Source organism: Croceimicrobium hydrocarbonivorans (genome assembly GCF_014524565.1).
In the GTDB taxonomy this organism is placed as follows: Bacteria; Bacteroidota; Bacteroidia; order Flavobacteriales; family Schleiferiaceae; genus Croceimicrobium; species Croceimicrobium hydrocarbonivorans.
This window is the reverse complement of the sequence record NZ_CP060139.1, coordinates 1,074,845-1,096,132: the sequence shown is the minus strand read 5'-3', so window position 1 is coordinate 1,096,132 and position 21,288 is coordinate 1,074,845. Positions and strand designations below refer to the sequence as shown.

Here is a 21,288-nt window from a genome sequence, read left to right as displayed (position 1 = left end):
TAAATTGCCCCATCGCTCTACTAATAGGTATAAACAGCCTCCATGAAAAAAATATTTTACAGCCTATTCCTAAGCCTGGCCTTTGTTTGCCAAGGTCAAGCCCAGTCTTCGCTTTTTTGGGAAGTAGAAAGCCCGGAGGGGAAAAAGTCCTACCTCTATGGGACTTACCATTTATTGGGATCCGATTTTTTAGATGAACGTCCCAAGGTGATGGAAGCTTTTAAAGTATCTAAAGCGGTGGTTGTGGAAACGGTTATTGATAGCTCCCAATTGATGCAATTGGCCTATCTAATGATTATGCCTAAATCGCTGAAGGCAATGACGGATTCGGCAGATTATCAATTATTAAAGCGGGAGTTGGAGCCCTTAATAGGAACGGATTTGGCAGTTTATGACCAGATGAAGCCTATTGTTTTAAGCACCACTTATGCTGGTTACTTGGCGGAAGAGCTAACTCCGGATTCACTGAATTATGGCGGCATGCCTTTAGATATGTACTTCGCTGCTGAGGCCAAGAAAGCCACCATAAAGGTGATTGAGCTGGAGACCATGCGCGAGCAGTTTGAAATACTATTTAGCAGTCAAAGTGAAGAAGAGCAATTGCAAGATCTTATTGATGTGTTGAAGGAGGGCGCACCTTCCGGTGATATGATGTCGGGCATTATTGAAGCCTATCATGCTAATGATTTGGAAGCCCTTTATCAGAGTGCTATGGAGTGGGAAGACGGACTTTCCGATATGGAAGTGATGATCGATCAACGGAATTTGAATTGGATCGAGAAATTGGAAGTGCCCTTGAAAAGTGGAGGCTTGTTTATAGCAGTGGGCGCTTTGCACTTGCCTGGCGAAAAAGGCCTGATCCAATTACTGGAAGCTCAAGGATATACCTTTAAGCCTATCTTTTAAGCAGTGAGCGATAAGCGAGAACAGGAATTTGTTCAATTGCTGGAAGAGCATAGTGGTATCATCTATAAGGTGACACGCATTTATGCCAAGAATCAGGCGGATGAGCAAGATTTACGGCAGGAGGTGGTTTATCAGGCCTGGCGTTCCTATCCTCGCTTTAAGGGGAATTCAAAGTTCTCTACCTGGCTGTACCGGGTGGCCCTCAATACGGCTCTTACTCATATTAAGAAGGAGAATAAGGAGTACGAAGGTTTTGATAATGATTGGCAGGTAGCTCCGGATGGAGATGAGCGAGCCTTGCTGATGGCTCATATTCGGACCCTGAATGATGCCGAGAAATTGGTGATAATGCTTCACCTCGATGGCTATGCAAATGATGAAATCGCTCTGATTTCAGGAATCAGTAAAAATCACGTGGCTGTGCGCTTGCACCGGATTAAGGAAAAGCTGAGCCAGGCGATCAAGAACGACGAAAATGAAAATTGAAGATACCTGGAAATCCCTCCAAGGAGAGGAGGCGCGCCTAACTGGCGAAGAGATCCGGGCCGGATTAACTTTGCGGGGTGCAGATGCAGTGCGGAAGCTCAATAAGCGTTTGGCCTGGAAAATTGGCTTTACCCTCTTGTTTACCCCTCTCTATATAATTGCCCTTTGGCTGGTGGATAGCTGGCTTACCCAATTGCTCTTTGGGATTATTATAGTCGCCCACCTTATTGGTTTGCTATTCTTTATTCAACGTTATCGTAAAGCCCGTTCATTCCATATGGCTGGGGCCGATGCGAAATCCACATTAATCGCCTATTTACATAATGTGAAGGCCACTTTACGTCAAGAGGAAATAGGAGGTTTAATCCTTTATCCCATTGCCGCCGCTTCTGGATTCTTTTTAAGTCTCTTGCAGAAAATGACCTTGGAAGAGGCTCTGGCTGATACCAAAATACTGACCACCTTGATTATTGTGATGATCTTAATTACGCCTTTATCGCATTGGTTGGCCCGATGGATGAACCGCAAAACATTTGGTAAATACATTGAGCAACTAGAGGCGCGCTTGGCACAATTGGAAGACGAGTCTTAGAAGAGTTCCCGACTTTTAGGATCGGGCGCATTGAGGGTCCATTCCAAAGGTCCATCGCACTTAAGCTCAATTACTATGGTGCTGTTCTTGTCGCCAAAGTACTTGATCATGCGATCACGCCAATCATCAAAATCATAGTCATCATAATACTTACAGTCGTAATTCATGATGATGATATTGGTAGGGTTGATCAGGATAATGGTGGGCTTGGCATAGTCATAAGTACGTTTACCCCGTCCCGGGCGGATGGATTCTCCTTCAATAAAACTCTCTAACCAGTATTTTAAGGCGTATTGGCGATCCACCACTGTTTCGTAATGATAGAATAAGAAATAGTATTCGCGTTCGGTGGTATAGCCTAAGGTGTTCTCATATTCATCCTTGGTTTCCAAACGGAAAAATTCCTTCCAGGCATAAGGCTCATCCTCCAGACTACCAATATCACGCATCCGAAGATTGAGCGATTTTTTCTCGTGACTTTCCAATTGATTCCCTAAAAAAGTATCGATGTCTTGGCGTAGTTCTTTACCCTCAGCGTCCTTTTTTCCTTCCTCCTGGGCAGAGCTCAGATTGGGGTTAATGAGTAAAAGTGCGAGGCTGAAGAAGAAAATGCTTTTTTTAAACATAAAATTTTATAAGTGTTTGTTAATCAAGACTGATTATTATTTGTTTTTCTAGGTAAAGGTTTTATATTTGACCTGAGTAGAGTTTTCAAATGTTTCATGACATGACCTTTTGGTCGAAATAGTCCTGGCTCCGGCCGGGACTATTTATTTTTGCCCTGTGAATACCCTATCAATATTACGCAAAGTTCTCTTTTTTAGTTTGCTTTGGGCAAGTCTACCGGCGCAGATTGTAAATATTGAGCAATTGCGTTTTCAGCGCGATTCCAGTCGCTGGCTTTTCCAAGACGATTTAAGTTTCAATATCTTTCGGAATACTCAACAGGTAGTTGATTTCGAGAACAATTTCTTGTTACGCTATCAGCGAGCGAGCCATCGTTTACTATTGCTCAATTCTCTACACTTCAATTTTACGGAGAACACCGATTTTGCCCAATCGGGATTTTTGCATTTCCGCTATGTAAAGCAATTATCCGAGCGTTGGGATTGGGAGCTCTTTAGTCAGCTGCAAAGTGACCGACCGCTGCAAATTGAAAGGCGGATCTTATATGGCTTGGGGCCTCGCCTTAGTATTGATCAAAAGGGTAATTTCCAATTTTTCACCGGGCACCTTTTTATGTATGAGGACGATCTGGAAAGGGAGACCGGAATCCAGCATTTCGATTGGCGACTGAGCTCCTATGTGAGTATGTTTTATCAATACAAAGATCGGGTGCAATGGTCCTCCGTAACCTATTATCAACCCCGCTTGGATGATTGGTCGGATTGGCGATTAAGCTTTCAAAATCAATTGGCTTTTAAGCTCGGAGCGCATTGGGCTTTTACGGTAAGCGCGCAGCTTAATTACGATGCCGAACCAGTGCAAGCTGCCGACATTCCTAATCTTACTTATAAGATTGATAATGGGCTTAGGATACGGTTTTAGTTAATGAATCGAATTGCAAATTCGATCCATGTCGAGATCCATGCCGATTTTTGAATACTGGATCGAATTTGCAATTCGATTCAGGTTTTCGAAGACGATTTAGACTTTATAGCAAAACAATATCCCCATCCACCAAAGCTTTCTTGAGTTCTGGCGGCCAGCCAAAATTGTTTTCCGAAAAACGATTCAGTTCTTCTCGGCTTTCGGGTGATAAAAGCTCTTGTATGGCTTCCAGCATTTCGGCGCTCAGGCAAACCGGACTATCTACTAAAGTTTCGCCCTGGCAAACGGCCATCATTTGAAATTCACTGCTTTCTTGCAGGTAAGTGCCGCTGAGAGTGCAGCGATGTTGCTCCCAACGATCGAAGGCTTCTTCGCCACTGGCTTCCAAATTTTCGAGGCCTTCCATCATAAATTGATCAATCCGCTGTCGTGATTCTTTGCTGAGCTCGGCCCGGGCTTGCTCCATGCAGTTCTTGCACAGGGCAAAATCGAAGAGGGCTTGCGCTTCTTGATCAGGGTAATTCTTAAATACTTTTTGGATAGCATAGAGCTCACCGTCCATGAGGTTTTTCTGGCAGATTCGGCATTCGCGATGGGGAGCCTTTGAATCTTCATTAAAGAGAACAGCGGGAATAGAATGGTCGCGCATAATCAAGTTTTGAATATCGTTTCCGGGGGCAGCAGTAAAGGTAATAGGAATTTGGAAGGGGGCGAAGGCCTATTTGAAATGCTTGTGACCTTTAGAAATGAAAAAAGCCACACTTTCGTATGGCTTTTTTTTGGTGGGCGCTGAGGGATTCGAACCCCCGACCCCCTCGGTGTAAACGAGGTGCTCTGAACCAGCTGAGCTAAGCGCCCCTTCCGTTTTGGGACGGCAAATATAGAATCCTTTTTTCTTTTGTGCCGCACATTGGGGCTAAAAAAATGCAAGAAAATTGAATGCATGATTCAAGCTTTTGATTTTCAGATCGATTATCTTTCCTGTAAATCGAAAATATAGGTTTGTGCCGCTTCTCCTTCGCGCTTAAAGCCACGTAACATCCCCACAGTATTAAAGGCATAGAAGAATTCACCCTTGGCATCAATGCCGATCAAGCCCCCAAAAGCCTTTTGCCCGCTCAGTAAATCGTGGATCATATAATCCGCCGCTTCCTGTCCGCCTTCCTTCAAATACAAATAACGGGCGGCTAATTGGTAGGCAATCACATTACGGATAAAGTACTCGCCATGACCGGTGCAGCTTACTCCAACCGAAGCATTATCAGCATAGGTGCCGGCGCCAATGATGGGAGAGTCGCCAATACGTCCGTATTTTTTGGCCATTAAGCCTCCGGTGGAAGTGCCTGCTGCTATATTTCCCTCACGATCGCGAACTACGCAACCAACCGTTCCCATTTTATGGTCAATGAGGCTATCCAATGCACCTTGATCACCACGAATTTTGCGGAGTACTTTAAGATTACTATTAATAAGAAAGTAATTCGGATCTACGCAAATTCCTCCATGGAGTTGCGCAAAATCATCGGCCCCCGAGCCACTTAATAATACATGATCCGAATAGCGCAAAACCGCCAAGGCTGCAGTGATGGGATTTTTAATGCAAGAGATACCCGCAACTGCTCCGGCTTCTCCGCTGGCGCCATCCATAATAGAGGCATCCATGGAGGCTTTGCCCTCGTAGGTTAATACCGCTCCACGACCGGCATTAAATAAAGTGTCATTTTCTAAAACCTGTAAAACCAGGCTAACGACTTCTGGTCCGGCAGTGCCCGCATTTAAGGCTGAGTCGCCAACTGCCAATGCGCGGTTTAATCCCGCATGAAAGGCTGCTTTTTGGACTTCAGTGTAGTTTTCGGGTTTGAGGCCGTTTCCGGCACCTCCGTGTATGATGATGGAATATTGCTGCGCTGATGCCCAGCTGCTAAGAATTAATGCGAGGCAGGTTAGTAAATGGCTTCCCTTCATTTAGCATTTGGATTGGTCGTGTAGGCGAATATAATCTTTCCAAAGCTTAAAAGTGGCATCAATAAAGTGTTGACTTTTTTCCTCTGAACATCCGCTGAGTTCTACGTAGGACCGACCTTCTTCTGGGAAGGTATGCAGGGCACAATGACTTTCGCTTAACAGCCAGGTGCAGGTATAGCCTTGAGGCTGAAAGTGGTGCTCCACAAAGCCTACGATGCCATAACCAGCCTCTCGGAGCATTTTTTCCAAGAGTGGACTAATTTCCTTTTCATCCTTGAGCTTTATCCAAAAGCGGAAGTTGTAAATCTTCGTTTCTTCCATCTTAATATAAGTCCCAATTTCCTTTTAAATAATAGCGATACAGCACTGGATCCTGAATGTGGTTTATCTCAATACTGTCTTTCACCTCAAAATAAATTTCCTTGCCAAAGGCGCTCATCATCAACATGGCCTCATTGTTTAACCAACGGGTGTCAATATCCTCAAATCTTAAACCCCGCGCCCGCTGTTTTAATTCACCTTGAGTCCAATCTTGCTTTTGACCCAATACCCAGCCCCATTCTCCCAAGGTAATTACATGGTTATGCAAGGGGAGGGTTTCGAAGCCGGCAGCCATCATGCTTTTATCAATGCATTTAAAGGCTTTGGTCGCGAAATAAGGACTGCCCGCCTGAGTGATTAATACGCCATGTGGCCGTAGCTTCAGATTACAGATTCGGTAAAACTCCTCTGTATACATGCGATTTAGTTCTACCGATCGCGGATCGGGGAGGTCAATCATGATCACATCAAAAAAAGCATTGCTGTTCTCCAGCCAGGTAAAGGCATCGGCATTTAATACCTTCACTTTAGGGTTAGAGAAAGAAGCCTCGTTTAGTTCTTTCAAGATCGGATGTCGCGTGGCTAATCCCGTCATCATCGAATCTAAATCTACCACCGTAATACTTTTTACCGAGGGGTATTTTAAGACCTCCCGCGCAGCGCAACCATCGCCACCACCAAGGATTAATACATCCTGTACTTCATGACTAAGCTTCATGGCTGGGTGGACTAATGCCTCGTGGTATTTGTCTTCATCTAAGGTGCTCAATTGCTGATTGCCATTGAGGTAAAGCCAGTAATGATCCTTCCATTGGGTCATTACTATTTTTTGATACTTGCTTTGGGCAGAGAAGACTACCTTATCCTTATATCGTTTTTGCTCCCCAAAAAAAATGATATCCTGTGCCTGAGTAATTCCGCCAAACATCACCAAAATAATAATGCCGGAGCTAATTGTGATGCGGGCATTAAACTTGGAGCCCAATTCACGCCTTACGGTGATAAACAATCCCACCGCAACCAATAAATTGATGAATCCCAAAATAAAGGGAGTATAGGTAAGGCCTAAGATGGGTAATCCTACAAAGGCAAAGAATAATCCTCCCACGAGAGAGCCGAGGTAATCCTTTTCCATCACTGAGGCGATATTCACCTTCAGGCTTTCAAACTCTTCATTGAGGCGTATCACCAAGGGGATTTCCAGACCAATTAATAAGCCGATCAAGATGCTCATCCCATAAATGATTAGGCCTACATAGTCTGTAAATCCGGCGGCAGAGTAAGCTATGAGGGAGGAGAAGGATACCAACAAGCTTAATGCGAATTCCACTCCAATAAATTTGATCAGCAAATTGCCTTCCAGGTATTTACTGATGCGGGAACCCAAGCCCATTGAAAAGAGCATCACCGATACAATGAGGGACCATTGCACCGCCGAATCGCCAATAAAATAAGTAGCCAGAGTGGATAAAATGTACTCCGCTACAATTCCGGATAATCCGGTGGCGAACAGGGCTAATTTCAAAAAGGGGGAGCGGCGGTTTTTCACTTTAGATGCACCAAATAATGAGTACGGATCCTCCGATATAGCCAAAGGCCTCAATTAAGCCGGCACCCACATTGGGTTTTTCTTGAGCGGCAATTTCGTCACTTAGCTTTCGGCCGGGCAGTAAAATGCGATCCACTAAAGTGCGGATAAGGGGTAATATCACTAATCCAATTCCGGTTTCATAAGCTACCTCTAAGAGAGTTTGATCCCAACTTTCGAAATTTCCCATTAAGCCGTGGCGAATTAAATTGGCTACCGCGATAATTAATCCGGCGAAAGCCACACCAGCAGCATTATTATCCTTTTCGATTTCATCGTGGAGGGAATAAGGCATTAAGCGATCGTATAGTGCGGTGGCGATAACGATCAGGATCTGACCTAAAGCCCAGTAGGCAATAGCGGTGTAAATCCCGAAGGCCAAGCCGCCACTTTCGCCAGTAATGGCACCGAAAATGATCAAGCCCGAGGCGAGGTAATTAGCTCCTTCGATAATACCCATGCCGGCATTACGGTCTACGGTAATCTCCTTCCATATCGAAAAGCGACGCAAATTGATGTGGTCGATAATCAAGGAGGAAAGGTTGAGCAGTATAATGGCCAGGATGCCATAAATCGCCATGTCTTCGAGGTCGATCAACAGTCCGTTGGATTCGCCATAAATCGCCGAGCCAACCGCCATAAGTAAACCTGCGAAATAGCCGGTATAAGCAAAGCTAAAAGCGAGGTTATCTTTTTCTACCAGTTCTTCTCTAACTTTAATGGAGGATTTAGTCCACTTAAAGACCCATTTACCAAGGTAGAGGAGGATTAGGGAACTTGCCAAATAAATGCCAAAGAGAAGGAGATCGTTCATCCATTCGTTTGCTAATATCTCTGTAGTCATGTCTTTCCTTTTTTAGCTTATTTACCTCCTCCAAATCCACGTCCACGGCTGCTGGATCCACTCCGGTAGCGCGATCCACTGCGGTTGGTTCTACTGCGGCTGGCACTTCTTTGTACCCGGCTGCGGACTCTGTTTTTGAAACTTTGGTCTTTACTGTTCCAGGTCGAAGCGGTGCTTCGGCTGCTGTTGTGGCTGCCGGTAGTTCCAAATCGGTTGCCTCTTCCACTGCTAGTGGTACCGTAATAGGTGCGTCCGTAGGGGTAATAGTTGCGACGGTAATCGTACCAACCCCCGTAGTAAATAGGAGAGTAGCCAAAACCCAGAACACTGCGGAGGAAGGCGTACTTTCCGTAAAACTCCCAAAAGCTGCTGCCATCCGATTGTTGGCGCCATTGTCCGTATTTTTCATTGCCTACATATTGGTTATATCCGGGTGGACTTACTTTTTTGTCCACCGTTCCATTGGTTTTAGAAACTATCGTCATCCCCATATTATCCACCTGCTCATTGAAATACTCGGGGCTTACTTGCAGCCATCCGGTGGTTTCGCTGAGAATGCTGTCAGAACCCTGAGGCTCCTTAAGGATGCGATATTGATGTTGATATTGTTCCGACTGCTCATCGAAATTCATATCGTAGAGGATAATGCTGAAGTCAGGAACCTCAGTCATGTCCTTGATCAGGTCGTCAACCGGATTCTTCCGGAAGCTTGGTCCTTGTGAAGTACAAGCCTGAATAAGCAGGACCAATGCCCCCAGGCCTAATGCGCGATAGAACTGTTTCATAATCATTGTTCTCGAGGTAAAATGTCGGATATCTCGTGGTTCTTCAGCACCTTGCCGTGGGAAGCTTCAAAGGAACGTGGTCCCCATTGTTCGATGCTGAGTTGATATTCTTCTTTCTTATCGTAATAATCCCAAACCATAAATTCGGCCCAGGCATTTTCATCGCTGCCTTTTTCGTGGAAATAACCGGCACTTTCTTCATCTAGATAATAGGTGCGCGATTCGTAAACGATGGTTTCGGGCGGACGTTCATCCTCTTCAATCTGCTGGGCGATAGGGCCTTCGATAGAGCGTAGAGGGATTTTCTTTGACCAGGTCATTTCAATTTCATCATCTTCTTCTACCGATAAGTAATAGGTGTTTTGACCGTCACTAACCTTGAATTCCTTACTGAAATCCTCATCACCCCAGTCGTATTCGTAGACTGCCATTACTTCCCAAGATTGCATATCGTACTCGAAGATATAGCCCAGATCCAGGTCCATGGGCGTGCGGCTAAAGGGCTTGGGATCTTCCTTCTTGCCACCAAAGAGATTTTTAAATAGGCTCATTGCTATTGTTTTCTTTTAGTTTTCGTTCCTGGGCGAAGATGCGAACCAAGTCCTGCAATCCCAGCCCCATTTGCTCCAATCTTTCCACAATGGGGGCTACTTGATTGGAGCCGTAGCCCTTGGCTTCCTGCTGCTTGCGGAAAACCTTAATAATTTCATTCAGTCGCGATTGCTCCTCCTCTTCGATCTTTCCGAGCATTTGCTTCAGGCGGAGGAAGTTGAATTCGGCACCCTGAGTAAGGGTTTGCGACTCATTCTCATAATGCGAAAGCAGGATTTGCTCTAACTCCGAATTATTCATCAGAGGACTCAGCTTCTCGCATAGTTTATTCATGTCCCGATAGGAACCTTGCAACTTAAAGGGAGGTTCGGTTCTAAAGGCTTCCGCCTGACCGGCTGAAAGTATATATTGTTTATTGACCTCCAGTACAATTTTACGGATCTGATAGCTCAGCTCCAAAATACGGAGCACTTCTTCCTTTTCGGTAGCACTGTAGTTCGCCTCTAATTCCAGGCTTTCAGGATTTTCATTTTCAATGGAGCGGATAAAGCTCTTTAAATCCTGACGAGGTTTGTCGCTTAGGGCGGCTAAAGCCCGATTGGAACTCAGGGCATTCTCGATATAGCTTAATTCGAAGGCCTCGGCTTTTCCGCCAATGATGTCTCCCAAATTGTAGATGTCGGCCCGGTTGGCTAACATATCCGGAATTTGGAATTTCTCGCCACTCTCGGTATAAGGGTTTCCTGCCATGATCACCGCTACTTTCTTGCCGCGGAAATCATAGGTTTTAGCCTCTCCTTTATACACTCCTTCAATTTTACGCTGGGCATCACAAAGGGAGATAAACTTTTGCAAAAACTCTGGATTACAATGTTGGATGTCGTCAAGATAGATCATCACATTGTCGCCCATTTCGAATGCTAGGTTCAATTTGTAAAGCTCTTCTCTAGCTCCGGCATTAGGTGCACTTTCGGGGTCAACGCTGGTTACCGAATGTCCGAGTGCTGGCCCATTGATTTTCATGAAAACCAATCCTAAGCGAGCGGCGATGTATTCCATCAAAGTGGTTTTACCATAGCCAGGAGGCGAGATTAAAAGCAGCATGCCCATAAGGTCGGTGCGTTTGTCTTTACCCGCCGCGCCAATTTGTTTAGCCAGGTTATCACCTATCAAGGGAAGGTACACTTCATCCAGTAGTTCATTGCGCACAAAAGAGCTCATAATGCGAGGTTTAAACTCATTGAGCCCCATGTTTTTACGCTCCTGGTTCAGGATCTCTTTTTTCAGTTTTTGGTAGCGATCGAATAAAGGCTGGCTTTCGCCGATAAAGGCCTGCATTCGGTTTTTAAGATCCAGATAATCTAAATTCAGCTTGCCATCATTAATTCGAGCATGATCGCCACGGAGTCCTTCTAGTTCTACTTTACTAATTAATACATGACCTTGCTCTTGCTCCAGCTTATTAAGGCCCAATAAATAGCAGGTTTCCAACTCTACCTCCGCGCTTGGTTTTAGAGGACTCTCCTGAACAAAGGCTTTTAACCAGCTGTGGATACGCTGACTGGCACGTAGCCAATTTTCATTAGGCTTCACTTTGCTCGCAGCCTCGAAATTCTTGAGGGCGTTACTGCGCTTCAGGGCTTGGGTGAATTGTTCTGCTAATTCGCGCGCTTCTTTTTTGAAGCTGATTTTTTCTCTTTGGGCTAACCAATCGAATAAAAAGGCAGTGGCTTCATCCAGGTCGCCTTCATCCGTATTTAAGAAGCTGGCGATTTCACTTTCCTGTTTCAGTAAATTTTTAAGCTCTGCCATGCTGCTCTGGAAGCTCTGGCTGGCAGAGAAAAATTGCAATATGCTTCGAATGTGTTCAAAGTCTTCTTGCAGAGCCTTTTTGGTTTCGGTTGTCCAGGATTTGTCCCAAGCATATAGCGCCCATAATCGAGCTTTGGAGCTGTAACGAAGGGCGCCCAAATTGAAGTGCAATTTCAAAAGTGCATCCAGAATTAAGGTGGCATCTTCATCGTGAACCCCTTTAACATAGGCTTCCTGGAAGCGCTGACTTAAGCTGGCTTGAACAATCTCTTTTAATTCTTTTGGACTCAGGGTTTTTAAATGCTGAATGTCTAATTCCTTTTGTTCTAAAGCTTGTTGGAATAGGCTGTAGGCCAGATATTCGGCGCGATAGATCTGCTCGTTTTCACTGCGTACAGCTTGATTCCAAACTGGGCGGCAAGCATCCAGATCCGGGTTTTGGATTTCTTCAAAAAAGCCAGTGCCATTAATGTGCAGGAACAGCGCTTCATTGCGTTGCACCAAGGAAAGGTCTATATCTTGATGGTTGATGCTAAAGCGATGTTTACCCAATTGGATTAATTGGTCGCCATCGGCATAGAGCTCTTGCTTGTCTTTTAATTGACGTAATGCCTCTTCGTAGGTCGATTTAAGCAGGCTCTCTAATTCGTCGGCCTTAACAGATTCACCTAGTTCTAAAAGGGCTTTGGCCTGATCGCGCAATTTGAGCACCATGAAATCCGAAGCGTAATAGGCCTGAATTTCTTCGCTGCTGTTCATGTGCTGCATGCGGCGGTCTATGCCTTCCAGAATGCGTTTTCCGGCATCACTAAGTTTTAGGGCTTTGCGATTTTTGGCTTCCTTGAGCTGTACTTTCCGACTTTCGAAGGTGTTGTAAATTTCATCGCGTAAGCTGCTGATTTGCTCCAAAAACTCTTCGGATTCTGAAAAGCGACTTTCCAATTCCTCTAACTGAATCATCAGTTTATTGAGGTAGCTGTCGCATTTCTCAGGCTCATCCGCCAGCTCTAGGTAGTTGCTTAAACTTTGGTCAATTAAACGCAGTTGAGCTTTAAACTCACTGGCCCCTTCGGTTTGAACCAGGCTTTTACGCTTTTGCTTAATATGGGCTTTCGCCTGATTGAATTCGGCATAGAGTTCCGAAATGCGATCAATGATGGCGGTGCTTTGGGTGGCGTCCTCAATTTGCAGATTGCTCACAGTTTCGATAAGCATCTCCAACTCCTGCGATAACTTCAGGCTTTCCTCCTCCAGCTTTTTAGCCTCGATCGATTTCTTGAGTTCCTCCGATTGCTTTTGAAGGTTTTGTAGCTTCTCGCGATAGGGATCCAAAGCTTTGTCCTTTACCAGAAAGCTGGCGGTTTCGGAGGCGAGTTTTTCGGAGGCTTCAATCAATTGTGCTTCCAGGTCCTTTAAGCCTTCGAGGTCTATATAAGGGAGTTCTTGTAGCTTCAATACCTGACCCCGACTGTGGCGGAGCTCGGCCATGCGCTTTACGTACTCATCAATATGATTACCTAAGCCTGCTTTCAGGCCTTTTAACTGCGCTGTAGACGCATCGGCGAAAGCCAAAAACTCGGCCTCACTTTCACGACGTAATTGAAGCACTTTTTCGTACTCATCAATGGCGCTTTTGGCGGTTTGACGAATCTGCAAAAGGGGCTCTTCCAGTTTATAGGTTTCCTCTGCGCCTAACCAGTGGTAGGCATCGAGGATGTCGCCCGATTTTTTGGTGATGTCGCTGTAGAGGTTTTGATAGCTATCGCCCTTGTAAACCAACTTTAATAAGTCGCGAGCCTCGGACATGGCCCTTACAATTTCTTTATTGCCAACCTTGGCGATATAGCTTTGGTCGGATACCTGAGTTTGGCGGTTGGGCGAATAAAATGGCGTTTGCCAAATTTGTATCAAGTGGTGTTTGCTTTGCTCGGCTTCGGCCCGGAAGTAAATAAGTTCGCCATCTTCGAAGAGGCTGTAGCCACTGCAAATAATGGGGGTGCCCACTTCTTGTTCTATCAGGTTATAGCGCATTAAGGCATAGGTGCCGGTTTCGGCCTGATAGAAAACATAGAGCACATCTTCGCCATTGGGCGATTTAATGCGTTTTTCGAACTGCATATTTTGCAGCTCATTATCGAATAATTTCACCTCACCACTCTGGATATAATATCCCTTGGCGAAGATGAGTCCCTGATCTTCGGGGAGTAATACGCAGGAGTCCTTAATGGCATCTACCCGTTTGGCCGCCTGTATTTTCTCATTATAGATCAGGTAACGGAATTTCTCCTCTTGGTAGGGCTGTACTTTTAAGATGATGAGGTTGCCAATTTCGGCATAGAAAATTTCCGCATCATCCAGGGTTTGATCTGCATTGTCTACGGCCTCGCTATAAATGCCCTTGCCGGTATTGGTATTGTCTTCCACCTTTAGGGTAAGGTCGCCACCGATGGTTTCTACAAAAAGACGATCGGCAATGGAAATGTGCGGATGCAGGCCCTTGCGGTGCATGTCGCGGTTTACTTTGGTCCAGCGGAATTCATGCTGATCGGGAAAATGGAATTCGTGATCGCTGCGATTATCAACGTATACATAGCGACCGTTTTTAAGGCTCCACTTAAAGGTTTTGATATCGGCTGTGCTTTTCCCCACTTGGAATACCATAAAGAGGTGAGGGCCGATAAGCGCGAATTTGCTGAAGCGAGTTTCGCGGTAATATTGATACAGGTTTTGGAAATCTATCTGAAACTGTTCATTGGCAAAGGCATCTGCATCAGCGCTTTGAAAGCGATGTTCTTTGCGGTCGTAGCGATACACGCTAAATACATCAGAAATCTTGGTTTCGGCTTTCAGGCCGATTTGCACATTATAACCGAACCAAAAGAAGTCTTCACCGACCGGCACAATGTCGCGGGCCAAACAGTTGTTCTCGGTGCTGATACGCTCATTGGCGATCAGCTTGGTTTCGGTGGCGCCAAATACTTCCCGGCGCTCGCTGTTTAGCTGGTTGAGCCTTTGCTGTAAGTCTTTACCCTGCTTTTGCAGACGCTCGCGAATAATGCTGTAGCTGCCTGCCTCCAGGCCGGGTTCTTTAGAATCAGATGTAGGGTTGATTTCAGGCATTCAGAAAATAATTAGGGGCGAGGCTTAGGCTCGCCCCCTTTGTTTGTTTTTAGAGAATTCCCAGGTCTTGAACAGAATTGTTGCCAATTCCGGAGCTTTTAGCGAGTTGCAACATTTGTTGCAGGTTACTGCGCTTCACCGGGTCTTCGGTTTGCGACATCAGGCGGTTCAGGAATACCGCTACCGATAAATTACGGATGTCGTCGCTTTTCAAATTGGAGTCTTGGAAGATTTCTTTTACCTGTTGTAAAAGGCTCTTGCCATTGGGATCCAATAATTGTCCTTTTAGTTCCGTGAAAATGTCACTGTTGTACACGGTGCGGTCCATCGATTTACCTTGGGTAATAGCACCTACAATCTTATCGAAGAATACTTGCTCGCCACCCACAATGTCGATCTTGGCATTTTTAAGTGCTTCCGAAAGTACTTCGGCTTGAGCATCGGCGATATCGCGTTGGATATTAATGCCGGCCAATTCAATTTGCAGGTCTTTATCCAAGCGCAATTTGAATTCTTCGTGCTCTTTACCGGCCTCGTTAAAGGTCTTCATGGCCTTGGCTTTGCGATCGATACCTTCAGCTTCAGCTTGTGCTTTTTCGAAGAGTACCTGAGCGTCGGCCAGGCCTTTCTCTTTATCGGCTTCAGCCTTCTTGCGAATAACTTCGGCTTCGGCCAAACCACGAGCTTTATTTACTTCTGCTGCAGCATTACCAATACGGAGGTCGGCTTCGGCTTGAGCGTTAGATTTAGCTTCAATTCCTTTGGCTTCAGCTAATGCTTGATCTTCGAGTACGCTGGCTTCCGCTTCCCCTTGCTTCTCACGAGCGGCAGCTTTGGCTTCCATAACTTGGGCTTCGGCCATTCCTTTAGCGGCTTCGCGGGCAGCTTCGGCTTCGGCCAGTACTTTCACCGCTTCAGCTTTTTGGCTGGCACTTTGCTGTTCGGCTTCCGCGTCGATGATCATGCGCTTGGCATTAAACTCAGCGGATTGCTTGGCGGCCTCGGCACGCTTGATTTCTTCCACCAGGGCGGCTTCGGCACGTTGCTCAGCTTCCGTTAAGGCTACTTTTTTCAGACGTTCCGCTTCGGCATAAGCACGAGTGTCTTTGATGCGCTCTTCTTCATCCACCACGGTTTTCTCGATGGCAACACGCTCACGGATCACTTCTTGGATGTTCTTGCGCTCGTGCTCAATCGCTTTTTCCTTCTCAATTTGAGTGAGGGTTACGATACGCTCACGCTCGGTGGCCTCTAACTGGCGATCTTTCTCTACGCGCTCATTTTCAATAGCCTCAGTGCGCTCTTTGTTTTTAGCGGCTACAATTACCTGGCGTAATTTGTTTTCTTCCGCAACTTGTAATTCTTCTTCGGTAGTAATGCGAGCTCGTTCTGATTTAAGACGTTCTTCTTCATTAACTCTGAGAATTTCCGCTCCTTCACGGGCTCGGATATTGGCAACTTCTCGTTTTTGCTTTTCTTCCGATTCGGCTAATTGACGTTCCAGAACCAATACCGCCTCACGGGCCTCCACATCTTGTTGCTTGATGGTTTTCTCCTTATCTCTTAAGATGAAGTTCGATTTCACTGCTTCACGAGCCGTGATTTCAGTAATCTTTTTGATACCCTCGGCATCGAGAATATTGTTGGGATCTAAAGACTCTAATGGAGTTTGTTCCAAAAAGTCGATGGCGGCATCATCCAAGATGTAACCATTAAGGTCGGTGCCGATAATGTCGATAATCTCTTTGCGAAATTCATCCCGCTGATTATAGAGGTCAACGAAATCGAATTTCTTACCTACTGTTTTCAGGGCTTCAGAGAATTTGGCGTCGAAGAGCAAGCGCAGGGCATCTTTGGAAGAGGCGCGGCTGCATCCAACCGATTGGGCTACGCGCTTTACATCTTCCTGCATTTCATTTACCCGCACGTAAAAGGCTACGCTAATGTCGGCCCGCAGGTTGTCTTTACATACCAAGCCATCCTTCCCTCTTCTTTCTATAGTGATGGTGTTGAGGGAAATGTCCATAATCTCAACCTTATGCAGCACGGGGATCACCAACATGCTATTAAAGTTGACTTTGATTCCACCTACACCTGTTTTAACGAGGGCTTGGCCTTGAGATGTTTTATGATAAAATCTAGAGAGAAATGCGATGATTCCAAGGATGAGCAATACGCCCATGATGATTGGGACCGCCAGAGTGGTTTGGAAAAAATCCATAGAGTTTGTTGATTAATCGATTGAAGAATAGGGTTCTACTAGATAAACTCCACGTTCGTCTAGTTTGCGGATAAAGAGGACTTTATCGCCTTTTTTTACATTTTGACCTTCGTGGCAGCGGATCATTAAGCGCAGGAAAGTGCCGTCGTAATTTATTTCGGCCATGCCTTTGCTGCTAGCGCTGGCAGAGCTGGTTACAGTTCCGGTTTTGCCTTCAATTTCTTTGGGCTTTGAATCTGCGTCAAGCTTTTCAAACATCTTCACGAAAGGCCAGGTGGCGAATTTGGCGAAGAACAGGCTCACGAAAGCGGAGGGCAGGAAGATCAATATGCCGCTTAAAAAACCTTCGAAGCCCAAGAAATGATTGAGGTTCACAGCAATAAACCATAAGGGTAGGGCTACGAAGGTTAGCCAGATCATCAGTGGGATTTTACCCAGGTTGAAGAACTGGAGAACATTGTTAATCCATGAGACTTCCATTCCTTCGCCATCTACATCCAGTTCGGCTTCACCATCGACATCGATATCCAGATCTATATCCAGAAAGTCGGTGCCGATAAAGCCCAGGATTACGATAATCCAATAGAGGATCACGAAGAGGAGCAATGCCGTGGGGATGGCATTGGCTCCATTAAATATTTGGTTGAGGAAGTCGGTCATGGTTTAATTTTATTGCGGGTCTTTGGCTTCGCCTTCGCCTTCTGGATTTGCGTCTTTATTAAGACCCATTTTTGCTTTTAAAGCAGCTAAATCTTCACTGGCAGAGCCACTGTCTTCCAAGGCGCGATCGATCTCTTCGTCGAGGCTGCGACTTTCGTTGGCAATGTCGCCATAGCTTTCGGCCAGGGCTTCTTCTTCAGCTACTTTGTCTTTCATGCGTTCTAGCAAGCTTACGGTGCTCGAAGAATCGATTTGAGCCATTTGCTTATTGATATTCTTAGTAGCAGAACTTACTTTCACCCGCGCTTTCAGGGTTTTGAGTTCGTTTTCATACTGACTGATTTGCTGGCGAAGACGTTTGATCTTGCTGTCCATGGAGTCAATGTTTCCATCGAACTTTTCCTTGTCAGCTTTCGCTTGATTCATCAAGGCTTCGTTCTCCTTTTTCTTGTTCAGGGCTTCACCGGCTAAACGGTCGGCTTCGCTGCTTTCCATTTCACCGTTTTCAACCTTGCGTAAAAGGGCGATGGCTTTGTTTTCGTAGTCTTTGGCTTTGGCCTGATAGGTATTAGAGTCGTTGCGGGCACGAATGCTAAGAGCCTTAATTTCGGCTAAAGATTGCAGGGCTTTATCGAGATCTACTTTAAGATCGCGAATCCCTTGTTCGGTCATTTTAATGGGGTCCTCTAATTTGTCGAGGGCCGAATTAGCTTCTGCTTTACCGATGCTGAAAAGTCGTTTGAAAATACTCATGTCTTAGTTTTTAGAAAATTCAATTAATTCATCAGAATACTCACTGAGGAGCAGTTCTAGGGAGTTTACCGAGCCCTCGATCTCGTTCAGGTCAATGTTTTCCAATTGTAAGGTGTCCCTAAACACCACTCTAGTCCCCGTCTCATCGAGGGCGAAAGCACCGTGAACGATGTCGCGGTTCTTTTCCAAAAGCTTGCGAAAGACTTCCGGTTTGCCCTCTTTCAATTCGAAAAGGAATTGTTCCATGATGAGAATCGGGTCGGCGACAGCAATCACCAGGTTGTATATTCCAGCATCTGGATATTCCACTACGAAAACCTCCTCCTCGGCGTTCTCGTAAGTAATGTTGTAGTCCAGATCAATGAGGTAGTTTTTTACTCGATCAAAGTGATGGGTCATGGTTTCAGAAATTTGATTTTTTGCGATTCTTGCTTAGCGTAGATAGGTACCAAATTAGGTTTTTTCTCCGGGGCAAAAAGGCGTTTCCAAAGGAAGAGCACACTTTTCATGTTATTATTTTTAGTTTTACACTGCTAAGCTACTAATATTTTTAGTTTTGCCAAAAGAATTAGCAAAAATATTTTTGGGATATGTCATACGTTGGAAAGAATATTAAAAAGATACGTTCGGTTAAAAACATGAATCAGAGTCAGTTTGCTGATTTGTTCGATTTGAAACGGGCTAGTATCGGTGCTTATGAAGAAGGAAGGGCAGAGCCAAAGATTGCTACTTTGATGGAAATTGCTAAGCATTTTGGTATTTCAACTGATGATTTGCTAAATAAGGAGCTTTCGGTAAACGATCTTTTTCATTTCGACATCTTTAAAAAGGACTATGTAAAAAGCAATGGCAATCAATTACGTCCTAAAAAAATGCCCTTGAGTTTTAGTCCGGTTTATTATATTAGCTCTGAAAAGCGCAATGACTATTTCGAAGGAAAAAGTCTGGACCATTATTTAAAGCTAAGCTTGCCGCTGCCAGCTTTGAAGTCAGATTACCTGGCCTTTGAGCCTCATGCGGGTTTGCCCTGGATTAATGAGCAGGGACGCGTTCTGGATTTACTCATCGTAAGAGAGATAGAGGATAAAAAGGAGTGGCCGGTAAGCATGAATAAAAAAGTGATTCTTTGGCAGGATGGTCAATTCCAAATCGGTCGAATAGAAGCAAAAGATCGCAAGCCGGGCTTAAGGGATTTTCGTAATTCAGAGTTTCAAGAATTGGATGCTAAAAAACAGCGCCTGTTTTTAGTCTTGTATGAGCTTGCTAATGTTATGAGCAATAATTGATGAAATGGAAATGCTGAAGGCATGAAAAGTGGAAGCTTGTCGTTTTTTAAGAGTAGGTCTGAATCAATTTCTATGCGAAAAACTGGTTTTCTGTGCACCGTCTTTATTTTTACCATTATCGGATTAGAATCTATTCAAGCTCAAAGTTCCTTTCAGTTTTTCGATGCCCAAGACAGCAGTTTTATTCCCTATGTAAAGGTGCAGAAACGCGGTTCTGCCAGACTGCATTATTCGGATGAGAAAGGCAAAGCTTCGCTTAAGGTGAAGGATGGAGATACCTTGGTCTTTTCTTGTATGGGTTATCAATCCTATCTTTTGCCTTGGTCGCCAAATGAACCTGAGCATATCTATTTAAAAGCCGATCAGAAAATGTTGGGAGCGGTAACGGTCAAGCCGCGCTCCGAAAAGGAGGTAGATTGGGAAGGTCGGCATGCGGATATTAATCTCTGGTCGAATAGTGGAATGGAGATGGCCTATTTAATAGATCCCGGATCTACCGAATTTCCCTTGCAATTGAATCAATTGAAAATAAAGCTTCGCAATGGGGACAATGTAGTACGCCTTTCCTTCTATACACGGCAAGATTCAATGCCCGGACAAATGTTGGCTATTGAACCTATATTGATTACCGCTTATTCCGGTCCTTATTTAGAATTAAATCTGGAGGCTAGGCAGCTGAAATTTGAAGAGCCGTTTTTCATGGTGGTGGAATTTATCCATCAGAATTCGGAGTATAAGGCTATGGGCGGAATTCGCTATTATTTGCGGGGTAGCGAGCACCAGCGCACCTGGTATAAATATCCGAAAATGGAAAGCTGGCGATCCTTGGGCAGCGGCCATGGTTTAGGAAGCTTGGTAGAGGAGCCTCACTTGAATATGATAGTGAAATATCGTTATCGTTGAATTGATGAGTTAAAGTGTTATTTGCTGAACTATCTCGTCTAAAAAGTACCTTCAATGGGCTTCCGCTTAGACTGTCGATTATTTGAAGAGAGGATGGATATCTAAGGGAGATGAATGCTATCCTTCTCATGGTTAAATCATTACCATTGGTAGCTTAGGCCCAAGCTGAAGGATAAGATATCAAAAGAGAAGAATTCGGCAGGATAGCCAGCGGTTCCGGGTTTTATGCTTTGTCCATACCTTGGATGTTCTGTGTTTCCATCGATATTAATATGTTCGAAAAGTAAGCTTGCAGTTGAGGTGTTTACTGTTGGCATGTATTTAAGGCGAAGGAAATATCCAAAGTGCTCAGAAAAATAATCACGCCATTCCAGGCCAATATTAAAACTGATATAACGTATTTCACGCATAGTACGGGTGCTTCCTAAAACAATGAATCTCGCGGAATCTTGCTCAATGTCCTTGCTAACCGTTCGATTGTAAATGATATTTCCGTTGATACCTAAAATTAAATTTAATTCTTCATACGGACTTTTATAGAGGGCGTCAATTTTAAGGTCAAGTCCTAGCCTTTGAGATTTAAAATCAAGAGATTGTTCAATAACTGTTAATCCCATTCCATTGGAGATTGTTGCAGTTCCCTTATCCTTAGAAAGTCCTACTTGGTTGAAATTTAGGCTGAGGCTTAAATAGGGCTTTAGTTCGTAGTTAGCGCTAATGCCTGCGAAAACACCTAATAATGGGAACTCATTGCTGGGGTATCCTACTTCAAAGCCGGCTAAGCTTGGGTCGTATTGAACTAAACTGTTTTTGTGATCTTCCACGTTAAGGCCAGTTTGAATCCCAGAATGTAGGTCAATTTGCCAGCCTTTAAGGGATTGGCTAAAGAGAGAAGTTGATAGAAGAATAGTGAGGAAGAAGGCCTGTAAATATTTCATGTCTG

Annotated in this window: 20 protein-coding genes and 1 tRNA gene; 6 read left to right on the top strand and 15 right to left on the bottom strand. The window is 44.8% G+C overall.

The window, feature by feature from the left end; translation table 11 throughout:
• The first annotated feature begins 42 nt into the window (after positions 1-42).
• The 3 genes from H4K34_RS05175 to H4K34_RS05165 are packed head-to-tail and all read left to right on the top strand — an operon-like array spanning position 43 to position 1,984.
• Positions 43-906, top strand: coding sequence for a TraB/GumN family protein (locus H4K34_RS05175; RefSeq protein ID WP_210759760.1), 864 nt, complete (start codon positions 43-45; stop codon positions 904-906).
• 3 nt (positions 907-909) lie between these two features.
• A complete protein-coding gene (locus tag H4K34_RS05170) occupies positions 910-1,392 on the top strand; it encodes an RNA polymerase sigma factor (RefSeq protein WP_210759759.1) in 483 nt (160 codons plus the stop codon).
• A complete protein-coding gene (locus tag H4K34_RS05165) occupies positions 1,382-1,984 on the top strand; it encodes a hypothetical protein (protein ID WP_210759758.1) in 603 nt (200 codons plus the stop codon). Before H4K34_RS05170 ends, H4K34_RS05165 begins: the two co-directional genes overlap by 11 nt.
• Here the strand turns inward: H4K34_RS05165 and H4K34_RS05160 are convergent.
• On the bottom strand, positions 1,981-2,610 hold the full coding sequence (locus H4K34_RS05160; protein ID WP_210759757.1) for a hypothetical protein: 630 nt from the start codon (positions 2,608-2,610) through the stop codon (positions 1,981-1,983). The genes H4K34_RS05165 and H4K34_RS05160 overlap by 4 nt on opposite strands.
• Positions 2,611-2,767: 157 nt before the next feature.
• On the opposite strand from H4K34_RS05160, the gene H4K34_RS05155 reads away from it, so the two are divergent.
• Positions 2,768-3,532 carry a DUF481 domain-containing protein gene (locus H4K34_RS05155; protein WP_210759756.1) on the top strand — a complete coding sequence of 255 codons (765 nt, stop codon included), beginning with the start codon at positions 2,768-2,770 and terminating at the stop codon, positions 3,530-3,532.
• A gap of 106 nt (positions 3,533-3,638) precedes the next feature.
• Here H4K34_RS05155 and H4K34_RS05150 read toward each other — a convergent pair whose 3' ends face one another.
• From H4K34_RS05150 to H4K34_RS05090, 13 genes are all read right to left on the bottom strand, one after another.
• Positions 3,639-4,184 (bottom strand): hypothetical protein, encoded by a 546-nt coding sequence (locus H4K34_RS05150; RefSeq protein WP_210759755.1) that lies wholly within the window; start codon positions 4,182-4,184, stop codon positions 3,639-3,641.
• Between the two features lie 131 nt (positions 4,185-4,315).
• A tRNA-Val gene (locus H4K34_RS05145) sits at positions 4,316-4,393 on the bottom strand.
• Positions 4,394-4,507: 114 nt separating this feature from the next.
• Positions 4,508-5,500, bottom strand: a complete 993-nt coding sequence (locus H4K34_RS05140) for an isoaspartyl peptidase/L-asparaginase family protein (protein ID WP_210759754.1) — start codon at positions 5,498-5,500, stop codon at positions 4,508-4,510.
• Positions 5,501-5,821, bottom strand: a complete 321-nt coding sequence (locus H4K34_RS05135) for an S-adenosylmethionine decarboxylase family protein (RefSeq protein WP_210759753.1) — start codon at positions 5,819-5,821, stop codon at positions 5,501-5,503.
• A 1-nt stretch (position 5,822) separates the two neighbouring features.
• Positions 5,823-7,346, bottom strand: coding sequence for a polyamine aminopropyltransferase (locus tag H4K34_RS05130; RefSeq protein ID WP_246452203.1), 1,524 nt, complete (start codon positions 7,344-7,346; stop codon positions 5,823-5,825).
• A gap of 25 nt (positions 7,347-7,371) precedes the next feature.
• On the bottom strand, positions 7,372-8,253 hold the full coding sequence (locus tag H4K34_RS05125) for a DUF350 domain-containing protein (protein WP_210759752.1): 882 nt from the start codon (positions 8,251-8,253) through the stop codon (positions 7,372-7,374).
• Positions 8,254-8,270: 17 nt separating this feature from the next.
• Positions 8,271-9,038, bottom strand: a complete 768-nt coding sequence (locus H4K34_RS05120; RefSeq protein WP_210759751.1) for a hypothetical protein — start codon at positions 9,036-9,038, stop codon at positions 8,271-8,273.
• A 2-nt stretch (positions 9,039-9,040) separates the two neighbouring features.
• Positions 9,041-9,589 carry a DUF4178 domain-containing protein gene (locus tag H4K34_RS05115; protein ID WP_210759750.1) on the bottom strand — a complete coding sequence of 183 codons (549 nt, stop codon included), beginning with the start codon at positions 9,587-9,589 and terminating at the stop codon, positions 9,041-9,043.
• A complete protein-coding gene (locus H4K34_RS05110) occupies positions 9,576-14,522 on the bottom strand; it encodes a DNA repair ATPase (protein ID WP_210759749.1) in 4,947 nt (1,648 codons plus the stop codon). The genes H4K34_RS05115 and H4K34_RS05110 overlap by 14 nt, the downstream gene beginning before the upstream one ends.
• 49 nt (positions 14,523-14,571) lie before the next feature.
• Positions 14,572-16,743 (bottom strand): flotillin family protein, encoded by a 2,172-nt coding sequence (locus tag H4K34_RS05105; protein WP_210759748.1) that lies wholly within the window; start codon positions 16,741-16,743, stop codon positions 14,572-14,574.
• Between the two features lie 12 nt (positions 16,744-16,755).
• On the bottom strand, positions 16,756-17,403 hold the full coding sequence (locus tag H4K34_RS05100) for an OB-fold-containig protein (RefSeq protein ID WP_210759747.1): 648 nt from the start codon (positions 17,401-17,403) through the stop codon (positions 16,756-16,758).
• A gap of 9 nt (positions 17,404-17,412) precedes the next feature.
• A complete protein-coding gene (locus H4K34_RS05095) occupies positions 17,413-18,156 on the bottom strand; it encodes a PspA/IM30 family protein (protein WP_210759746.1) in 744 nt (247 codons plus the stop codon).
• Between the two features lie 3 nt (positions 18,157-18,159).
• On the bottom strand, positions 18,160-18,555 hold the full coding sequence (locus H4K34_RS05090; RefSeq protein WP_210759745.1) for a YbjN domain-containing protein: 396 nt from the start codon (positions 18,553-18,555) through the stop codon (positions 18,160-18,162).
• A 191-nt stretch (positions 18,556-18,746) separates the two neighbouring features.
• Between H4K34_RS05090 and H4K34_RS05085 the strand changes: the two genes are divergently transcribed.
• Both H4K34_RS05085 and H4K34_RS05080 read left to right on the top strand, forming a co-directional pair.
• Positions 18,747-19,442, top strand: coding sequence for a helix-turn-helix domain-containing protein (locus tag H4K34_RS05085; RefSeq protein ID WP_210759744.1), 696 nt, complete (start codon positions 18,747-18,749; stop codon positions 19,440-19,442).
• Positions 19,443-19,514: 72 nt separating this feature from the next.
• A complete protein-coding gene (locus H4K34_RS05080) occupies positions 19,515-20,345 on the top strand; it encodes a peptidase associated/transthyretin-like domain-containing protein (RefSeq protein WP_210759743.1) in 831 nt (276 codons plus the stop codon).
• A 140-nt stretch (positions 20,346-20,485) separates the two neighbouring features.
• Here H4K34_RS05080 and H4K34_RS05075 read toward each other — a convergent pair whose 3' ends face one another.
• Entirely contained in the window at positions 20,486-21,283 is a 798-nt protein-coding gene (locus H4K34_RS05075; protein WP_210759742.1) for a hypothetical protein, read from the bottom strand.
• Positions 21,284-21,288 lie beyond the last annotated feature (5 nt).